Here is a 16,611-nt window from a genome sequence, read left to right as displayed (position 1 = left end):
GTTCTATTCATAGAAAAACCTACTTGTGTCATATACAATTATATACGCAGTACGTGTAGATTCTAATACATATGAAGAGTAGTTCTTTGAAATTCAAAATATTGTTCCACGTGGAACATTGTGGAATTTTCTTTTGTAATTACACATCAAACAGATGAAGAGATTATTAAAAATCATATTTTTCTTACTCCTACTATTCATATCATCTCTTTCTTTGGCTGTTTACCTAAAAAACTCAGATAAAGAGAATAAATACGAATTGCAGTTAAACAATCGAAATAATATATTTGTCTCTATTGGTTATTACATTGTTAAACCAATAATAGAACTGTATATAGACTCGCGGTTAGATAATTATGGATTGTTCGATGGTATAAGAAGTAGACTTTTCTATGACCGACTAATTACAAAATCGTTATTAAAAGCGGGAGAAGGAAATGAAATAAAATGTGGTGATAAAGTCAAAATCAATGCTTACGGAGGTACGATAGGAAAATTAGAGCAGCTTGAATATATTGTAGGAAAAAATCATCTTCCTATATTAAACATGATTCCAATAGGTATGAAAAAAGGAGAAGAAGCACAGATTGGAGTACCGGGTTCGATAGTAAATGAGGTCTTTTTAGATAAAAAAAACAACGACTTTACCTCGTTCAAAGTTGAAATTCTAGATGTAGAAAATAAAAATGTCCCGGACTTTGAACTGAATCCTATAATACTGAATGGAAGGATAACAAATAAAAAGCCAAAGTTTTGTGGTGATAATGCACACATAAACTATGAGATATATGATATCCGGGGAAATAAAATTATCTCAAAACGGATTGAGATAAAGATTGGCAGCGGGTTGTCACCAATTGAGAATTTTGTAATAGATATGCAACCACTTACTAGGAAAATAGTCATAGCAAATGGTAGTTTTCTAGATAAGAAACTGGATGATGAATTAAAAATCTTAGTAATAGAATTAATTGAGTAACATATGAGGATCGGAGTATACGCTGGAACATTTGATCCAGTAACACTAGGTCACTTAGATATAATAAAGAAGGCACTCTTAGTGGTGGACAAGCTTATAATAGCTGTTGCGGAGTGTACATCAAAAGCTCCGACATTTTCAAGTGAAAAGAGAAAGAGCTTCATTCAAAATTCTATAGCAGAAATTAAAGGAAAACTTGAGATAAAAACTTTCAAAGGTCTTTTAGTTGATTTTGTTAGGCAAGAAAAAGGTAACACCATAGTACGAGGCCTAAGAGCCGTATCAGACTTCGAATATGAGTTCCAAATGAGTTGGGTAAATCATAAATTGGACGATAGAATAATAACAATATTCCTTCCAGCCTCACACGAAACACAATTTCTCTCATCAACTTTTGTCAAACAAGTAGCAATCCTTGGAGGAGACCTTTCTCAATTTTTACCGCATCAAATAATAAATGATGTAAGATCACATCTATTTAAACAATAAACACAAATCATTGGATTTGTGTCCTCTATTTATTCAGGTAAAAAAACATGTTCTCAACAGCAGATCTTGCAGCATCAAAGATTGATGGATCTATTTCTATTGATGGTTCTTCCTTGTCTAAGCAGTGATACAACTTCTCCATTGTGTTTAGTCTCATGTGGGGACACTTGTTACACATAGCACATGTCCCAGATGAATTAACTGATTCCACTGGAAAAAAAATACCGTGTGGAAGAATCTTTTTTGCCTGGTGTATTATTCCAGGCTCAGTCAGAACTATAAACTTTAGGAAGCCCGATTTTTTTATATATGAAAGTATTTGCGATGTTGATCCAACAAAATCCGCGTATTTGATAAGCACATCAGGACATTCTGGGTGAGCAACAACTTTTGCATCTGGATTTTCTAATTTAAGTGAGATAGCATGCTTCTCAGAGAAACTTTCGTGAACGATGCAGGTTCCTTGCCAAATTTTCATTTTTCTGCCTGTTCTTTTCTGTAAATAGCTCCCTAAAAACTTGTCCGGAGCAAAAACGATATTTTTCTCTTTTGGTATACTGTTTATTATTTTTTCAGCACTAGACGAGGTACATATTGAATCTGATATTGCCTTAACATGAACTGAAGAATTTATATATGTCAAAACAAACGGGTTCTCAACAGGACTTATAAATTTTTTCAAATGTTCAACTTTGCAGGAATCCTCTAAAGAACAACCAGCTGCCATATCTGGCACAATAACTTTTTTTCCTGGGCTTAGCAGCTTTGCAACTTCACCCATGAATGTCACTCCACAGAAAACAATGATTTCAGCATCCGTATTCGAAGCCTTTTTAGATAAATCAAGAGAATCACCGACAAAATCGGCTATATCCTGTAATTCATCATCTTGGTAGTAGTGTGCAAGTATTACAGCATTTTTCTTTTTCTTTAGCTCCACAATCTCTCTCTCAAGATTTTTAAGGAAGCCCACTTTTAGGTAATTACAAGAGACACGGGTGTAGTTGTAACAAATTTACTTATTAATTCCTAGCTCTTATAAAATCTAATACTGCTTCCACTGAGGAAAGCGGAGTTTCCTTGTAAATACCATGACCAAGATTGAAGATAAAATTCTTTTCTGAGAAAGCATCTACTATTCTCTCTGTTTGCAGAAGTGCTTCTTTTTTATTAAATGCCAGAAGATAAGGATCAAGGTTTCCCTGTACAACAGCATGAGTTTGAAGATTGTCTGCTATCCAATCGAGTGGTAGAGAATGGTCAGTACTTATTACGTCAACTGAAGTTTCTTTCACATATTGAAGATAAGACACCCCAGCTCCTTTAGGGAACCCTATAACTGGAACATCAATAGATGAAACTATTCTTCTCGTCGGTTCCACTATGAACTCTTTAAACTCGTTTGATGATGCTGCCCAAGCAAAACTTTCAAATATTTGTATAAAGTCCGCACCGTGTTTGAGTTGTTTATTTAAGTATTGAATTGTTGCATCAGTCAAAATCGATATTATTTCTTTGAACTCATGGTACCTTTTGTTAATGAATTCTTTTGTTCTTAAAAAAGTCTTATCCCATCCACCTTCAATGATATAGAGCGCTACTGTCCACGGTCCTCCAGCAAAACCTATTAGGCTCTTATTTTGTGGAAGAGATTTTCTTGTTATAGCAATCGTATTTAGTGTTGGAGAAATTTTCTCCTCGAACGCATCATATGTTAACCAATTTGGGTTATTTATCCTCTCTATTACGGGACCAGTACTTTTTTTGATATCTATATTACAACCAAGAGCTCTTGGTAGGACAAGAATATCAGAAAATACTATTGCGGCGTCAAGGTCAAATCTTTTGATAGGTTGTAGTGTTATTTCTGATGCTATTTCAGGTGATTCACACATCTGAAAAAAAGTCATTTCTTTTGATATTTTGAGATATTCAGGGAGATACCTTCCTGCTTGTCTCATAAACCATGTGGATATTTTTTTATCTAGCAGTGACACAATCGCTTTGAAACTTATAGGTAAGTTACTGTAACGTAAGTTCTAATTCTACTACATACTTACTTTATAGATATATATTTTATTATTAATGTGATTTTAGGGGAAAGTGTTTATCAAATCTTTTTCACAGTTTTTTGAACAAAGTCGGAGTTTGTTAATTGCAGTAAAAATATAGACTCTAGTGTTGCATAGATTGGCGTATCTTGGGCATAGTAATATATTAACAGTTTGCATTAACGAGAAAAATTTCAACTAAAAAAGGGATAAGACACTCACTCAAACAAATTTGTTGAAATTCTCTTAAAAATCCTGAACGATTTTAAAAACAACCGGATCTATTAAAGATTTCAATAAACAATAAACCCTGTATAAACAGGTTTTACACGTACTTATCAACATTGTGATTCTAGAGAAATCTTATACTCAATTGGGGATAACTTTTCGTAATTTCGTAGTTCAAATACTGTGTAAGACTGTCTATTTGGTCATCGTAAATCGATCCTGGAAAGCTAAAAAGCTCCAGTTCGAAATTTGTCAGCCATTCACTGGAATACGGTAAATAGAACTTCCCTGATTCAAATATTGAAACGACACTGTAGAGTCTTTCTATTTTTTTTCTAACTGGGGTAACAGAAACTATTGGTAGAGCTGTTGAGCTTCTGAGCTCTTGTACTAAAGCTTGTCCACTTGATTTGTTCTCAATAAGAACGTAATTTGCTTTCCATTTCTCTGCGTTTTCAACAATTGCTCTTTTTATTTCAGGATAATCTAGTTTTTCTCTATACACGTCTAAAACATAAAATGCTGTTTTCGATCTCGCAAATGTAATGCAGACTGTATAATCACTCTGTTGAGTATTAAAAGCTGCTGTATCCCAGCTTTGAGATATATATAATATTTCACTTATCTCTTCTTTTTCTAAGTAACGCTTTATCCACTCTCTTCTAATAATCGAGTTTATATTTGAAATTGGATTTTGTTGGTACTGTGAGGCAAAAACGTATGTGCCTATCTCTGCTTTCAGTTTTGGTATATTTTCGTGTTTTAAATAGTTTCTATTTAAAATTTCGCCTTCCTTCCTTTTTAAAAGAATCTTTTTTGAGTTTATAGAAGTAATTTTTTCTTTCCTCTCTGCAATAAGTGGAAGTGATATAACATGCCACTTGTCCGAAGTTCTTGTTAAGTGACCACATATATCATCGTAATGAAGCCTCTGCATAACAATGATTACTATACTCTTTTTACTATGATTTAGGCGTGTCATAAATGTGTTTAGGAACCAAGTCTTTGTCCTTTCTCTAAATGTGTTACTGTTTGCCTGTAGTGCATTTATTGGATCATCAGCTACTATGATGTCTGCTCCTTCTCCAGTAAGTGTTCCTGAAATTGATGTTGCAAGCCGGAATCCTAACTTGGTAGTTAAAAATTTATTTTTTGTGTTGTGATGTTTTGATATGACAGTGTCTTTGAACTTTTTTTTGTACCACTCAGAAGACATAACGAGTTTTGTTTCGAGTGAATGTTTAGTGCTTAGTAGGCTCGAATAACTTGCTACTATTATTCCTTTTGAGGGTTCTTTTGAAAGAACAAAAGCTGGGAACACAACACTAACTAAGGTGGATTTCATATGTCTAGGAGGAATGTTGATTATCAACCTATTGATTTTCCCGTTTAAGCAGGCAACCAATCTGTCTGATATGACATTTATGTATCCACACTTTACGAACTTTTTGGCAGGGAAAAGAGTTTTAAATGATTCTTTAAAGAATTTTAGAAACTCCTCCGTGGAATACTGTCTTTTCACCTACACGTTTTGTAGAGTATTAGAAAGTAGAAAATTCTATTTGTATTTTGTCTTTTAAAGAAGCAAAATTTACTTACTTTGGAAAGGAAAGCGGCTTTAATAACGGGCTCAGCAAGAAGGTTGGGAGCTTTTATTTCTGAAATTCTTGCAAGTTATGGATATGACCTGATCCTACACTACAACAAGTCCTATGGTGATGTAGTTTTATTAAAAAATAGATTAGAGGAAACATACAAAATACGAACTCATATATATCAGGAAGATCTAATTCTTTCCGGGCATCTCGGGGGAATAATAGATGAGTCATTTGCCTTTTTTCCGTATCTTAATCTACTTGTAAATAACGCATCGTTTTTTGTACAAGATAGTGTAGAGACATCTAGTCAAGATCTGTTTGATAGCTATTACCGGATACATGTTCTTGCACCACTTATTCTGATGCAAAGATTTATTTCTCATAATCCTAAAGGTGGGAAAGTCATCAATATCGTCGATGCACTAGTTAAGAACCGCGGAAGCAAAAAGTATTTCTCCTACTTATTTTCGAAAAAGTGTCTATATGAACTTACGCTTATGATTAATGCTTCGGTCCAAAGTGGTGGAATCAGATTCTACTCAGTGAATCCGGAGATCGTAATAAAGGACGATGGAAATTTCGAAGAGAAAAATCTAACAAAATTTAAAGATGACCTTGAGAATATCTTGCGGACGTAAAATGTTTGTAAGTTACATCTTTCTTAGGATGCTTGTTCTCTCTTACATGAATCAAGTAAAACAAACACTTGAGGATGTCTTACGGATGCAGAATGTTTATATGCCCCATTTTCCTTAGGATTTTAGGCTGTTCTTTACCATAGTTGTAGAGTTTTACATTTTTTTGTAGGAATAAATCTTTCCAAGTATTTATTTCATTGCCAAGAATATTCTTCATTGTGCACGGAACTACGAGATTAGGCTTTTTGAGTTTATTACCTGTAATTGCAAGAACCAGTTCTTCAAATTGGTCAATGTCGCAGCAATCCATGCTCCAGTGACCAGAATTGTGTGGTCTAGGAGCGATTTCATTCACAACTAGCTTGTTATCTTCGTCGAGAAAAAATTCTACACACAAGAGACCCTTTATTTCTAATAGATCTGCTATTTGAAATCCTATGTTTTTTATTTCAAGTGCGACATGATGAGGAAGTACAGCTGGCACGCTGGATGTTTTGAGTATTCCATTAACATGAACATTTTCTGCTATCGGAAAACACACACTTCCAGTTTCATTTCTCGAAACTATTATGGAGAATTCTTTACTTATCCTAAATAACTTTTCTGCTATTAGAGGGAATTTGAGGTTTCCGGCTTCTCTTCTTACATAATCATGATCCTCTAGGAGGAATTGTCCTTTTCCATCATAGCCACCATTGATTGTTTTTAATATTGCTGGAAAATCTACACTATCAAGGTCCTCCTCCTTTTCGATGTACCAATATTCGGTAGTTGGTATTCCATTTTTCCTTAAGAATTCTTTTTCTAAGAACCTGTCCTGTGCTACCTTAATCGCTTTAGTATTTGGAACGTCGAACTTATCGTGGAGTAGATCAAGCGTCTCTGTTGGTATGTTTTCGCTCTCAAATGTTATAGCGTCTACATGTTCTACAAAGTTAAGAATCCCTGACCTGTCGAGGAAAGGTGAAACAACATAATCTCTGGCTACATCTATAGCTGGGGAGTTCTCCTTCTCTGCTAGGACACAAACTTTAAAACCCAGGTTATATGCAGCTATGGCTGTCATTTTTCCTAGCTGTCCGCCTCCGATTATTCCAATGCGCTGCATTTTCCTACTATAAAGGTCCATCTATTTTATTTATAGTTACACCAAAACTAATCTGAATACGAACTACCTTAATGCAAAAGGATAGCTACTTGTTTTCAGGTCATTGAAACTTACTAGTTCAGAGTCTTGATAAACGTGCATGAAAGGGATGCTGTTTTTTATAGTACCTTGGTTTCGTAATGTGGGATTATTTTTCCTCGTGTATTGGGCATTTTTAGAAAAAAGTCATGGATCCAATACTCTGTTGTTGAACACAATGTGTTTTTCTTTTTCTACTAATGCTTAGAATTGATCAAAGAGAGTTACTTTTACCTACAAAATAAAATTTGTGTGAGTCACATAAAGCCAGTTTGTATGGAGGTTTTAGTCATATTGATGTATAAGAGTTAGGTTACTTCTAGGAACTTCAAACCTTAAAATGCCCGTAATGCCTGATCAATGGATAAAGTCCAAGGCTTTAGAATCTAGGATGATAGAGCCGTTTGTGTCGTCCAAAATCTCTACTGGTGTTATTTCTTATGGGCTTTCCTCATACGGATACGATGCGAGAGTATCAAATAAATTCAAGATTTTTACGAATCTTGCAGTTTCGCAGGTCGATCCAAAAAACTTTGACGAATCAATGCTCATAGAGAGGACAGGAGATTTCTGTATTATTCCACCGAACAGCTTTGCACTAGGGTGTACGATCGAATATTTTAGAGTTCCTCGTGGTGTCATAGTCATCTGTTTGGGGAAGTCTACATATGCTAGGTGCGGAATAATAGTAAATGTAACGCCCCTTGAGCCTGAATGGGAAGGTCATGTTACCCTTGAGTTTTCCAACACTACACCATTACCGGCAAAGATTTACTCAAACGAGGGTGTGTGTCAGATGATTTTTCTAAAGGGTAGCACTAATTGTGATGTTTCATATAAAGATGCAAAAGGCAAATATATGGGTCAAGCTGGCATTACGCTTCCTATAGTAAAATAATACTCATTCTTTTTAATTTCTGCATGGACTTCTTTTCGAAAGCTATGAGAGTGCTAGACTTTTGTGGCTGTGATTACACACTCCTCTCTTGTAAAGTGAGTTAGAGTTAATCTCTGCATCACTGGTATTCCATCTCCAAGCACAGAAAAACTACTAGATCTGCACCTGCACTTGCGTTCTTGCAGCTAGGTTACAACGCGCTGAAGAGAGGATATCACTTGGTCCTCCTAATCTTATAGCGGACTGTGAGTAAGAGAATTGTAATGATTGACTTGTCTCAAGTACACTACTACAACAAGGACATCCACTCCCATGGCGATGGGAACGGTGTTCGAAAATATGCCCATGTTGAATATGAGAATCTTGACCAAAAGGATTTTCTGCTCTCCTGCTACTAGAAGCTGTCGCTGTTTGCATCTGCATGCCAACTGTAGCTGTGCCTAAAACCTCCGCGGAAAAAGCCGCGATTATCCTGTTCTTGACTTCAGAGAAGAGATTTTTCAGGGTGGCCGGCATATTTATCCCCTTCAGAATCTGTAGGTCATCTATCCATGTATGAGACTGAGACTCACTAAATACATAATACGCCGGAAAGAAACTAGGAGGACATTCACTTCTTGGGTCATATGGTTTGGTTTGGCTTTGTGTAGCTGAATGCGAAACCTGTACATCTTTAACAAGCTGTGTAGTAAGGAACTTCGACTGTGCTGAAGCCTGGTGCTGATAGCCCAAAAGCTTTTGTAGATCTGTCTTTCCAGAACTCTCCCTAACTGCCGTACTGAGACTTGAAATCAAGCTACTTTGGATAGCCGAAATTCTATTCAAGGACTCTCTACCTATGTTTCTACTGAGCCTGATTTCCCTTAATAAAGCTGCTATCCTAATCTGCAAGGAAAGTTTTTCCTTGTGCTTCAGAAGAGCAAGAAGAGACTTGATCGTCTTGTTTCCAGCCTTTATTTCTAAAAGAAGCTGATCAACGGACTTTCCACCGAACAAACTCCTAAGGCTAGATATGACTTTTGCCCAATTGGATGGACGAACAACAAAAGAGAATTTATCAGCGATTACTCTGAAAAGTCCCTTTCTTCTAGATACTTCTACTTTTTTTTCAGCTTTTAATTCGTCTTCCTCGTTGATATCAGATGCAAAGTCTCCACGAAACTCGATGTCGCTTATGCCTTCGGTCTTTTCTTTGAAACTCTCTTGTAACTTTTTTAACTCTTCTAAATGATTCTGTTGCTGTTCGGTCATCCTTGCCCTGTACCGGGCATCCGAAGAACTTTCATCAGTTTTATTTTCTAGTTTGTCATTTATCAACTTTTTCATGCGTGTTAGTATTTTGGCTAAGTCTAACAAAGAGTTTTAAATCTGCAAAATGCTAGGACAATTATCTTCCCTTTTAACAATCATCGGGATTTTAATTTCCGTGTTTTGGGCACAACAGTATAGTCACAGCAAAAAGTATTATGGATTCAGGTAATTCTCAATAGATGAGGAGAAAAATCAGCATAGGAGTCGATATTGTGAAACTATCTCGCATCGAGAAAGTGCTAGAACTTTACCAGCAGAAATTTCTTTCGAGATTTTTCGACATGAACGAAATAAAAGAAGCCGAAACCCACCGTGGGAAGGGTATGATCTCGTATTTGGCAAAACGTTTTGCTGCAAAAGAAGCCATAATAAAAGCCCGAGGACACGCTATAGGCCTAGCAATTAAACAGATCTCGATAAGGAATAATTATAAAGGAAAACCATTCATTTACTTTAAAGACAGGATGCTTCGGAATTCCCAAATTTCTCTTAGTGATGATGGGGACTATGCAATAGCCTTTGTTGTTCTTGGTGATAGAATATGAGGAACTTCCTCTTTTTTCTTAGGTCGCGTGTTTTGTCTCTGTGTTAAAAAAATACATAGAACTAATTAAAGAAAGGATTCCTGTTTCCGAGGTTGTAAGTAGGACGGTTAAACTCAAAAGAGTTGGATCTAGACTTATTGGAAGATGTCCATTCCATCAAGAAAAGACGCCTTCGTTCTCGGTGAATGATAAAGGTAAATTCTTTTATTGTTTTGGTTGTGGTAAAAGTGGCGACGTTATAGATTTTGTTTCCCTAACAAAACGATTAGATCTGAGCGAAGCTGTTGAAGAGTTAGCTTCCAGCATAGGCATAAAAATAGACAAGAAAAATTCTGGGACAGAAAGTTTTATCCAAGTATTCCAATTTTTAGAAGAGTTAAGAGATTGGTTTTGTAGTAATTTGAACTCTAGAGTCGGTCAAGAAGCAAGTTACTACATAAGAAACCGTCTAGATGATGATGTGATTTCTGAATTTAAGTTGGGTTATTGTCCTTCTAATTTGACCTCCTTCATCAACAAAACTAAGAATTTTCCTAGCACTGTGATTAAAAATTCTGGAGTCCTTGATAAACTGGGTAGATGTTACTTCAGAGATAGACTGGTTTTTCCAATACACAATATACAGGGAAAAGTAATTGGATTTGGAAGTAGGGTTGTAAAGGAGGGTATTTTCCCAAAGTACATAAACTCTTGTGAAACGGAATTTTTCAAAAAGAGTGAACTGCTTTATAACATTGATAAGATTCCGAAGAATTCTGAAGAACCCATTATATTAGTAGAGGGATATATGGATGTTATATCTCTCTGCCAATTTGGGTATAAAAGTGTTTTGGGTATCTTAGGAACGTCTATAACGTCACATCATCTTAAACTACTCAACCGATTAAGGAGAAACCTAATATTTTGTTTTGATGGTGACAATGCTGGAATAAAAGCTGCTGGTAGAGTAGTGGAGCTCATCATGGATGAGTTCATAAATTCTCTAGAGATAAAAACTACTTTCTCTTTCTTACCCATAGGTAAAGATCCCGATGATCTTGTGAGAAGTGATAGAGCTGCGTTTCAGCGTGTTTTAGATGGTGCCAGAAGTTTATCTGATACAATATTCTTTTTAGCTAAATACGGGAGGCAATGCAGTTCGCCAGAGGACTTTATAGAGTTGGAAAAGATCTTAGAAAAATATCTGATAAACGTGAAGGACTATAAAATTAGAAAACATTTCCAAGATTTTTTTCAGCAGCAAATCTTTTTACTTAAAAGGAGTCTTCGTCAGCGTAATTTTATTCCTGCGTATAGGGGTGGCGAAGACGCCACGCATTTTGTAGATGTTAAAAAACTTTCTTCCTCCGCCAGTATACACGTAGATAAGAAAGTCTTATTGCTGAAGATAGTTATAAAATTTCCAGAAATTCTGCGGAATGGTGATCGTGAAGAATACTTTTCTTTGTTAAAATTGAGCGATCCACGACATGTAAAACTCCAATCCTCCATAGTGCAATTGCTCAACACCTCAATCGATATTAGTGGTGCATCTCTTGAAAGGGCATTGCTTGCAGACAGCGAGACAGAAGCGTCTTATAAGCTTCTGAGTGATTTAGCTTCGCTTCCGGATGATATAGAAAAAGCAACCTTTTTATGGGATAGACTGCAGAAACAATTATGGCGCGACGAACTCCGAGAAGAGTATCGACGAATGATTCATTCATCTGATCTAGATGAGAACAAAATGGAAGAAGCTCAAAGAATCTTGGTAAAGATTCGGGAGGCAGAAAAAGAATGAAGTTCATCTAAATTTGACTGCCATTTCTGTAGGGTATAAGTTTTGGTATTGCAGATCAGATCCTATTTAAAGTCTCTATGAATATGTTTTTATTTCCCGGACAAGGTTCCCAGCGTGTCGGTATGGGCAAAAGTTTGTACGAGAATTTCTCTGTTGCCCGTGAGGTTTTTTCCGAAGTCGATGAATCTCTGGGTATGAAGTTATCAAAAGTAATATTTGAGGGACCGGAACTTTCGAATACTGAGAATGCTCAGCCTGCCCTTATGGCAACCTCTATGGCGGCACTTAAGGTTCTTTTATCAGAGTCTGGAAAAAGTGTTTCGGAATTGTCCAAGTACTTAGCTGGACATTCACTTGGGGAATACACAGCACTGTGTGCGTCTGGTGCCATTACGATCTCTCAAGTTGCCAGAATCTTAAAAATTAGAGGAAAGTCGATGCAAGAAGCTGTGCCTATGGGTGAAGGTGGCATGCTTGCTCTGCTTAAAGTAACTTTTGAGGAAGTACAGGATCTCATAGTGGAGTCAAAGGCAAACTGTGAGATTTCGAATGACAATAGTAATGAGCAGGTTGTTGTTAGCGGTTTGACTACTGAGATAGAAAAGATTGAACAGTATGCAAAACAAAAAGGTATAAAGCGCGTGGTGCGGTTGAATGTGAGTGCGCCGTTTCACTGCAAGTTAATGCAGCCCGCTGTTATGCCAGTGAAAGATGCCCTCGATACTGCAGAAATTGTCACACCTTCTGTTCCAATCGTGTCGAATGTTACAGCAAGTCCAGTAACGGAGGTTCAAAAAATAAAGGAGCTTCTAGTGCAGCAAATCACAGGCTGCGTACGATGGAGGGAGAGCATGCTTTTTGCAATAGGAGCAGGTGTAAAAACTTTCATAGAAGTGGGATCAGGCAATGTTTTGAGCAAAATGCTCTCTCGAATGAATCCAAATGTAACAACATTAAATCTCGAAGGGGTAGATGATCTAGACAGAATTATTGCTACAATTGGATGAGCTAAGTCGGAGATCTACCGATTTGCATGTATTCTGTTATGAAAGTCCCCTTTTCAAAAAGTCTCAATGAGTAGTCCCGAGTATAATAGCAGCGATTGCCTGCAGACTGGAGAAAATTTTAGTACTCGCTCCGCTTTTGTTTCTCTCATTGGGAACAGTAATGTTGGCAAGTCCACATTGTTGAATGCCCTTATTGGAAGCAAGATATCTGCGGTTACACATAAAGTACAGACCACAAGAACGAGAATCAGAGGTATATACACAAAAGATGATGTTCAATTGGTTTTCGTTGATACTCCTGGAATTTTTATTCCGCGATGTCAGCTCGAAAGGGTCATAGTGAAAAACGCCTGGAGAGCATTCGCTGGAACAGATATTTTTTGTTTTATAATTGATCCAAGGCGCCCTATCTCGGACAGTACAAAGGATATACTCAGGAAAGCTAATGGCAAGTTGGTACTGGTAATAAACAAAATAGATCTTGTGGAAAAACCAAGGCTGCTAGAAGTTGCTCAAGAACTAAACAGCTTGGGCCATTTTGAGAAGACATTCATGATTTCGGCTCTCAAAGGTAATGGAGTTGCTGACCTTATGAACTACCTTCTTAAATCTGCTCAACCGGGACCCTGGTATTTTGATAAAGAAGATGAAACCGATATGCCGCTTGGCTTTAATCTTTCTGAAATTCTCCGGGAAAAGTTGTTTATCAGACTACATCAGGAACTTCCTTACTCACTGACCGTAGAAACCGAAAATATTGAAATCCTTGATAGGAGCGTGAAGATCAGACAAGTACTCCACGTAATGAGTGAATCGCATAAAATGATCGTAATAGGTTCGTGTGGAAAAACAATTGGTACGATCAGAAAATCCGCTGAGAGAGAAATGGCAAATCTTTTTTCTGGGAGAAAAGTGTACTTGTCAATATTTGTAAGGGTGAGTCCAAACTGGGGGGAAAAATCTGATATTTTAAATACGATAAATTACATCTAGCCAGATCTAGCCGATAAAACAAAGCTTTCATGAATTTCAGCGGTTTCCAGTTATCTCGTAATCTCTGCCTTCTGCTCTATGTACAAAACTGAAGAATAAATATAAGCCCCCAATGCGTTTCAACAACTTTTAGCTATCTTTTAATCCTCAGTTTCCATTTCTTCTGTGCAGACAGCTGGTGAAGTAAGGATTCAGCCTAATTATTGTCTTGGCAATTTTCAGTTGTTTCAGAGTCATCATCTTCCACCTCTTCTACTTCTGTCACCGAAGCAACCCTTTCCTCAGCCCTGATGGAAAATAGACGTACTCCTTGTGTGTTACGACCAAGGACCGGGATGTTGTTTGCTTCTATCCTTATGACCTGTCCTCTATTTGTAACAAGCATTATATGGTTACTAAGTGTCACCTTGAAGCTCGAGACCACCTTACCGTTGCGCTCGGAAGTCGATATATTGATTATCCCAACGCCTCCTCGGTTTGTTATCCTATACTCATAACTCGACGTGATTTTGCCATAACCATTTTCGGTAACTGTAAGAACAAACTGTTCTTCATGATTTTCTGGATTTTGGATTCTCTCGAAGAACTTAGTTTTCATGTACTCAGCTTTGTCCTCTGGTGAAAGAACCTGCTTATTCAGTATTGAGAGGGAAATAGCGTTATCATCTTTTCCTAGGGTTATTGCTTTTACACCTTCAGAACTTCTACTCTTAAGGACTCTCAAATCCCCAACCAAGAACCTTATACATTTTCCATCCCTGGTGGAAATAAAAACGCAGTCTTCATTTTGAGCAGTTTTGACAGATATTAATGCGTCGTTATCGTTGAGCCTTATAGCTACCTTTCCATTTGCTGGGACATAGGCAAAGTCACTCATAGAATTGCGTTTGACCTTTCCTTGAGCAGTCAAGAATATTAAGTTCTCAGCATCGGAGCTTTTCAAAGGAAGAATGCTCGTAATAGACTCATCATCAGCAAGATCAAAAATGTTCACCAAAGCTCTTCCGCGCGATTGAGGTTCACCTATAGGCAACTTGTACGCTTTTAACTTATAGACTTTACCTCTACTGGAAAAGAAGAGGATCTCATCATGCGTACTGAGAACGAAAATCTGTGCCAACTGATCCTCAGATTTTATGTTTTGTGCGATACGCCCCTTACCTCCTCTTCTCTGAACCCTGTAATTTGAGATGTGGACACGCTTTATATACCCAGAATATGTCGCTGTAACGACGACTTGCTCACGCTCGATAAGATCCTCTTCTGCGTACACGGCGTTGACATTTTTTAAAATTATACTCTTCCGTGCTTGTGGGTACTTTGCCTTTATTTCATTTAGTTCCCGCACTATCACATTTGTCAAAACAGCTTCACTTCCCAGTATTGAGGCACATTCTTTGACAATGTCCATTTCAGCATGAATCTCAGCGACCAATTGTCCTTTTTCGGTATTGGTTATACGTTGCATTTTCATCTCTAAGATTGCCTTAGATTGCGCAGTACTGAGCTTGTATTCCCTGTTCAGGAGCTTAATGTTTGAGATAGTTTCTACAAGTAGCTCAAGTTCTTCGTCTATAGCCCAGTGTTTAGCAGAAAGTGCTTTTATTGCAGCCTCGTTATCTCCAGAGGATTTTAAAATATGTACAACCTCATCAATGTTGAGAATCGCTACATACAGTGCGACTAGAACGTTAGCTTTTTCCCTAGCCTTGGCGAGTCTGAATTCTGTTCGTCTTGAGATTACTTCTTTTCTATGAGCAATGAAGGCTGCCAAAATGTCTCTGAGAGACATCAGAGTAGGTCTCATGTTGTCAAGAAGCACCATATTCGTGCTGTATGATGTCTGAAGCTGTGTCATCTGGAAAAGTTGGTTCAGAACCACTTCAAAGGAGGCGCCTCTTTTTAACTCTATTACAACACGTATCCCTTCCTTGTTTGACTCGTCTCTCAGATCACTGATCGAATCAAGTCTCTTTTCCTTCACCAAAAGAGCTATGTTTTCTATTAACTTTGCTTTATTAACCTGGTACGGGAGCTCATCAACGATAATTGCTTTTCCCGCTTCAGTTTCTTCGAAATGTGTCTTGCTCCGTATGATAATGGAGCCTCTACCGCTCTCAAAAGATGCCTTTATTCCTTCCTCGCCGATGATCAATCCACCTGTAGGGAAGTCGGGACCTTTTATGACTTTTAGGAGTTCGTCGGTTGTTACGTTATTGTTTTCTAAGTACAACTTGCACGCCTCTATTACCTCGGATAGGTTGTGAGTTGGCACATTCGTTGCCATTCCGACTGCTACCCCAGCTGTTCCATTGACCAGGATATTTGGGAATTTTGCCGGCAGAACAACAGGCTCCGTTTCTGAGTTGTCATAGTTTGAACGGAAGTCCACACTGTTTTCATACAGATCGTCGAGTAGAAACTTGGATATATACTCCAGACGTACTTCTGTGTAGCGCATCGCTGCAGCCGGATCACCATCTATAGAACCAAAGTTTCCCTGACCGTCTATCAATGGTACGAGTAGGGAAAAGTTCTGTGCCATACGAACCAGAGCATCATATATAGCACTATCACCATGCGGGTGATATTTACCAATAACCTCCCCAATCACTCTAGCCGACTTCCTATAAGGCTTGTTCCAGTAGAAAGAAAGCTCATTCATAGAATACAGAATTCTCCTATGTACAGGTTTTAATCCGTCTCGTACATCGGGAATGGCCCTGTTTATAATTACGCTCATTGCGTAAGAGAGGTAAGAGGATTTCAGTTCCTGCTCTAGATTTACCGGTATTATGGTCGACATACGCACTACTCCGAGGGAAATGATAAGTTAATTCGTCCGATATTTATAGTCACTCCATTTTAAAGTATTTGCGAGATGACATAGCTTTCACCGAAATGTTTA

General features: G+C 37.5%; 14 protein-coding genes. 8 read left to right on the top strand and 6 right to left on the bottom strand.

Annotation, left to right across the window (positions count from 1 at the left end; genetic code table 11):
* Nucleotides 1–361: 361 nt before the first annotated feature.
* On the top strand, nt 362–979 hold the full coding sequence (locus NSE_RS03965) for a hypothetical protein (RefSeq protein WP_227028956.1): 618 nt from the start codon (nt 362–364) through the stop codon (nt 977–979).
* Nucleotides 980–982: 3 nt separating this feature from the next.
* Nucleotides 983–1,468, top strand: a complete 486-nt coding sequence (gene coaD, locus NSE_RS03960; RefSeq protein WP_011452340.1) for a pantetheine-phosphate adenylyltransferase — start codon at nt 983–985, stop codon at nt 1,466–1,468.
* A 25-nt stretch (nt 1,469–1,493) separates the two neighbouring features.
* Here the strand turns inward: coaD and nadA are convergent, their stop codons facing one another.
* The 3 genes from nadA to terL form a co-directional block, all read right to left on the bottom strand.
* The gene (gene nadA, locus NSE_RS03955) at nt 1,494–2,441 is read right to left on the bottom strand and encodes a quinolinate synthase NadA (protein ID WP_011452339.1); all 948 of its coding nucleotides are present in this window, start codon (nt 2,439–2,441) and stop codon (nt 1,494–1,496) included.
* Between the two features lie 49 nt (nt 2,442–2,490).
* Complete coding sequence (hemE, locus tag NSE_RS03950) at nt 2,491–3,465, bottom strand: uroporphyrinogen decarboxylase (protein ID WP_011452338.1); 975 nt, start codon at nt 3,463–3,465, stop codon at nt 2,491–2,493.
* 406 nt (nt 3,466–3,871) lie between these two features.
* Nucleotides 3,872–5,269, bottom strand: coding sequence for a phage terminase large subunit (gene terL / locus NSE_RS03945; RefSeq protein WP_011452337.1), 1,398 nt, complete (start codon nt 5,267–5,269; stop codon nt 3,872–3,874).
* A gap of 78 nt (nt 5,270–5,347) precedes the next feature.
* Between terL and NSE_RS03940 the strand changes: the two genes are divergently transcribed.
* Nucleotides 5,348–5,983 carry an SDR family NAD(P)-dependent oxidoreductase gene (locus NSE_RS03940; protein WP_011452336.1) on the top strand — a complete coding sequence of 212 codons (636 nt, stop codon included), beginning with the start codon at nt 5,348–5,350 and terminating at the stop codon, nt 5,981–5,983.
* A gap of 79 nt (nt 5,984–6,062) precedes the next feature.
* Here NSE_RS03940 and NSE_RS03935 read toward each other — a convergent pair whose 3' ends face one another.
* Nucleotides 6,063–7,112, bottom strand: coding sequence for a 5-(carboxyamino)imidazole ribonucleotide synthase (locus tag NSE_RS03935; RefSeq protein ID WP_011452335.1), 1,050 nt, complete (start codon nt 7,110–7,112; stop codon nt 6,063–6,065).
* Between the two features lie 397 nt (nt 7,113–7,509).
* On the opposite strand from NSE_RS03935, the gene dcd reads away from it, so the two are divergent.
* Nucleotides 7,510–8,067, top strand: coding sequence for a dCTP deaminase (gene dcd, locus NSE_RS03930; RefSeq protein WP_011452334.1), 558 nt, complete (start codon nt 7,510–7,512; stop codon nt 8,065–8,067).
* A 153-nt stretch (nt 8,068–8,220) separates the two neighbouring features.
* On the opposite strand, the gene NSE_RS03925 is transcribed toward dcd, so the two are convergent.
* Nucleotides 8,221–9,393, bottom strand: coding sequence for a hypothetical protein (locus NSE_RS03925; protein ID WP_041917537.1), 1,173 nt, complete (start codon nt 9,391–9,393; stop codon nt 8,221–8,223).
* 164 nt (nt 9,394–9,557) lie between these two features.
* Here NSE_RS03925 and acpS point away from each other — a divergent pair, with 164 nt between their 5' ends.
* The 4 genes from acpS to era all read left to right on the top strand — a co-directional run bounded on the left by acpS (nt 9,558) and on the right by era (nt 13,703).
* Complete coding sequence (gene acpS / locus NSE_RS03920) at nt 9,558–9,923, top strand: holo-ACP synthase (protein WP_011452332.1); 366 nt, start codon at nt 9,558–9,560, stop codon at nt 9,921–9,923.
* A gap of 40 nt (nt 9,924–9,963) precedes the next feature.
* Nucleotides 9,964–11,703, top strand: a complete 1,740-nt coding sequence (gene dnaG / locus NSE_RS03915; protein ID WP_011452331.1) for a DNA primase — start codon at nt 9,964–9,966, stop codon at nt 11,701–11,703.
* Between the two features lie 83 nt (nt 11,704–11,786).
* Nucleotides 11,787–12,710, top strand: coding sequence for an ACP S-malonyltransferase (gene fabD, locus NSE_RS03910; protein WP_227028955.1), 924 nt, complete (start codon nt 11,787–11,789; stop codon nt 12,708–12,710).
* A 66-nt stretch (nt 12,711–12,776) separates the two neighbouring features.
* Complete coding sequence (era, locus tag NSE_RS03905) at nt 12,777–13,703, top strand: GTPase Era (protein ID WP_011452329.1); 927 nt, start codon at nt 12,777–12,779, stop codon at nt 13,701–13,703.
* A 196-nt stretch (nt 13,704–13,899) separates the two neighbouring features.
* Here the strand turns inward: era and gyrA are convergent, their stop codons facing one another.
* Nucleotides 13,900–16,509: a DNA gyrase subunit A gene (gyrA, locus tag NSE_RS03900; RefSeq protein WP_011452328.1), complete on the bottom strand. Its 2,610-nt coding sequence runs from the start codon at nt 16,507–16,509 to the stop codon at nt 13,900–13,902.
* Between the last annotated feature and the right edge of the window lie 102 nt (nt 16,510–16,611).

Source organism: Neorickettsia sennetsu str. Miyayama (assembly GCF_000013165.1).
In the GTDB taxonomy this organism is placed as follows: domain Bacteria; phylum Pseudomonadota; class Alphaproteobacteria; order Rickettsiales; family Anaplasmataceae; genus Neorickettsia; species Neorickettsia sennetsu.
The sequence above is the reverse complement of the archived record's forward strand: the minus strand, read 5'-3'. Positions and strand labels throughout refer to the sequence as shown.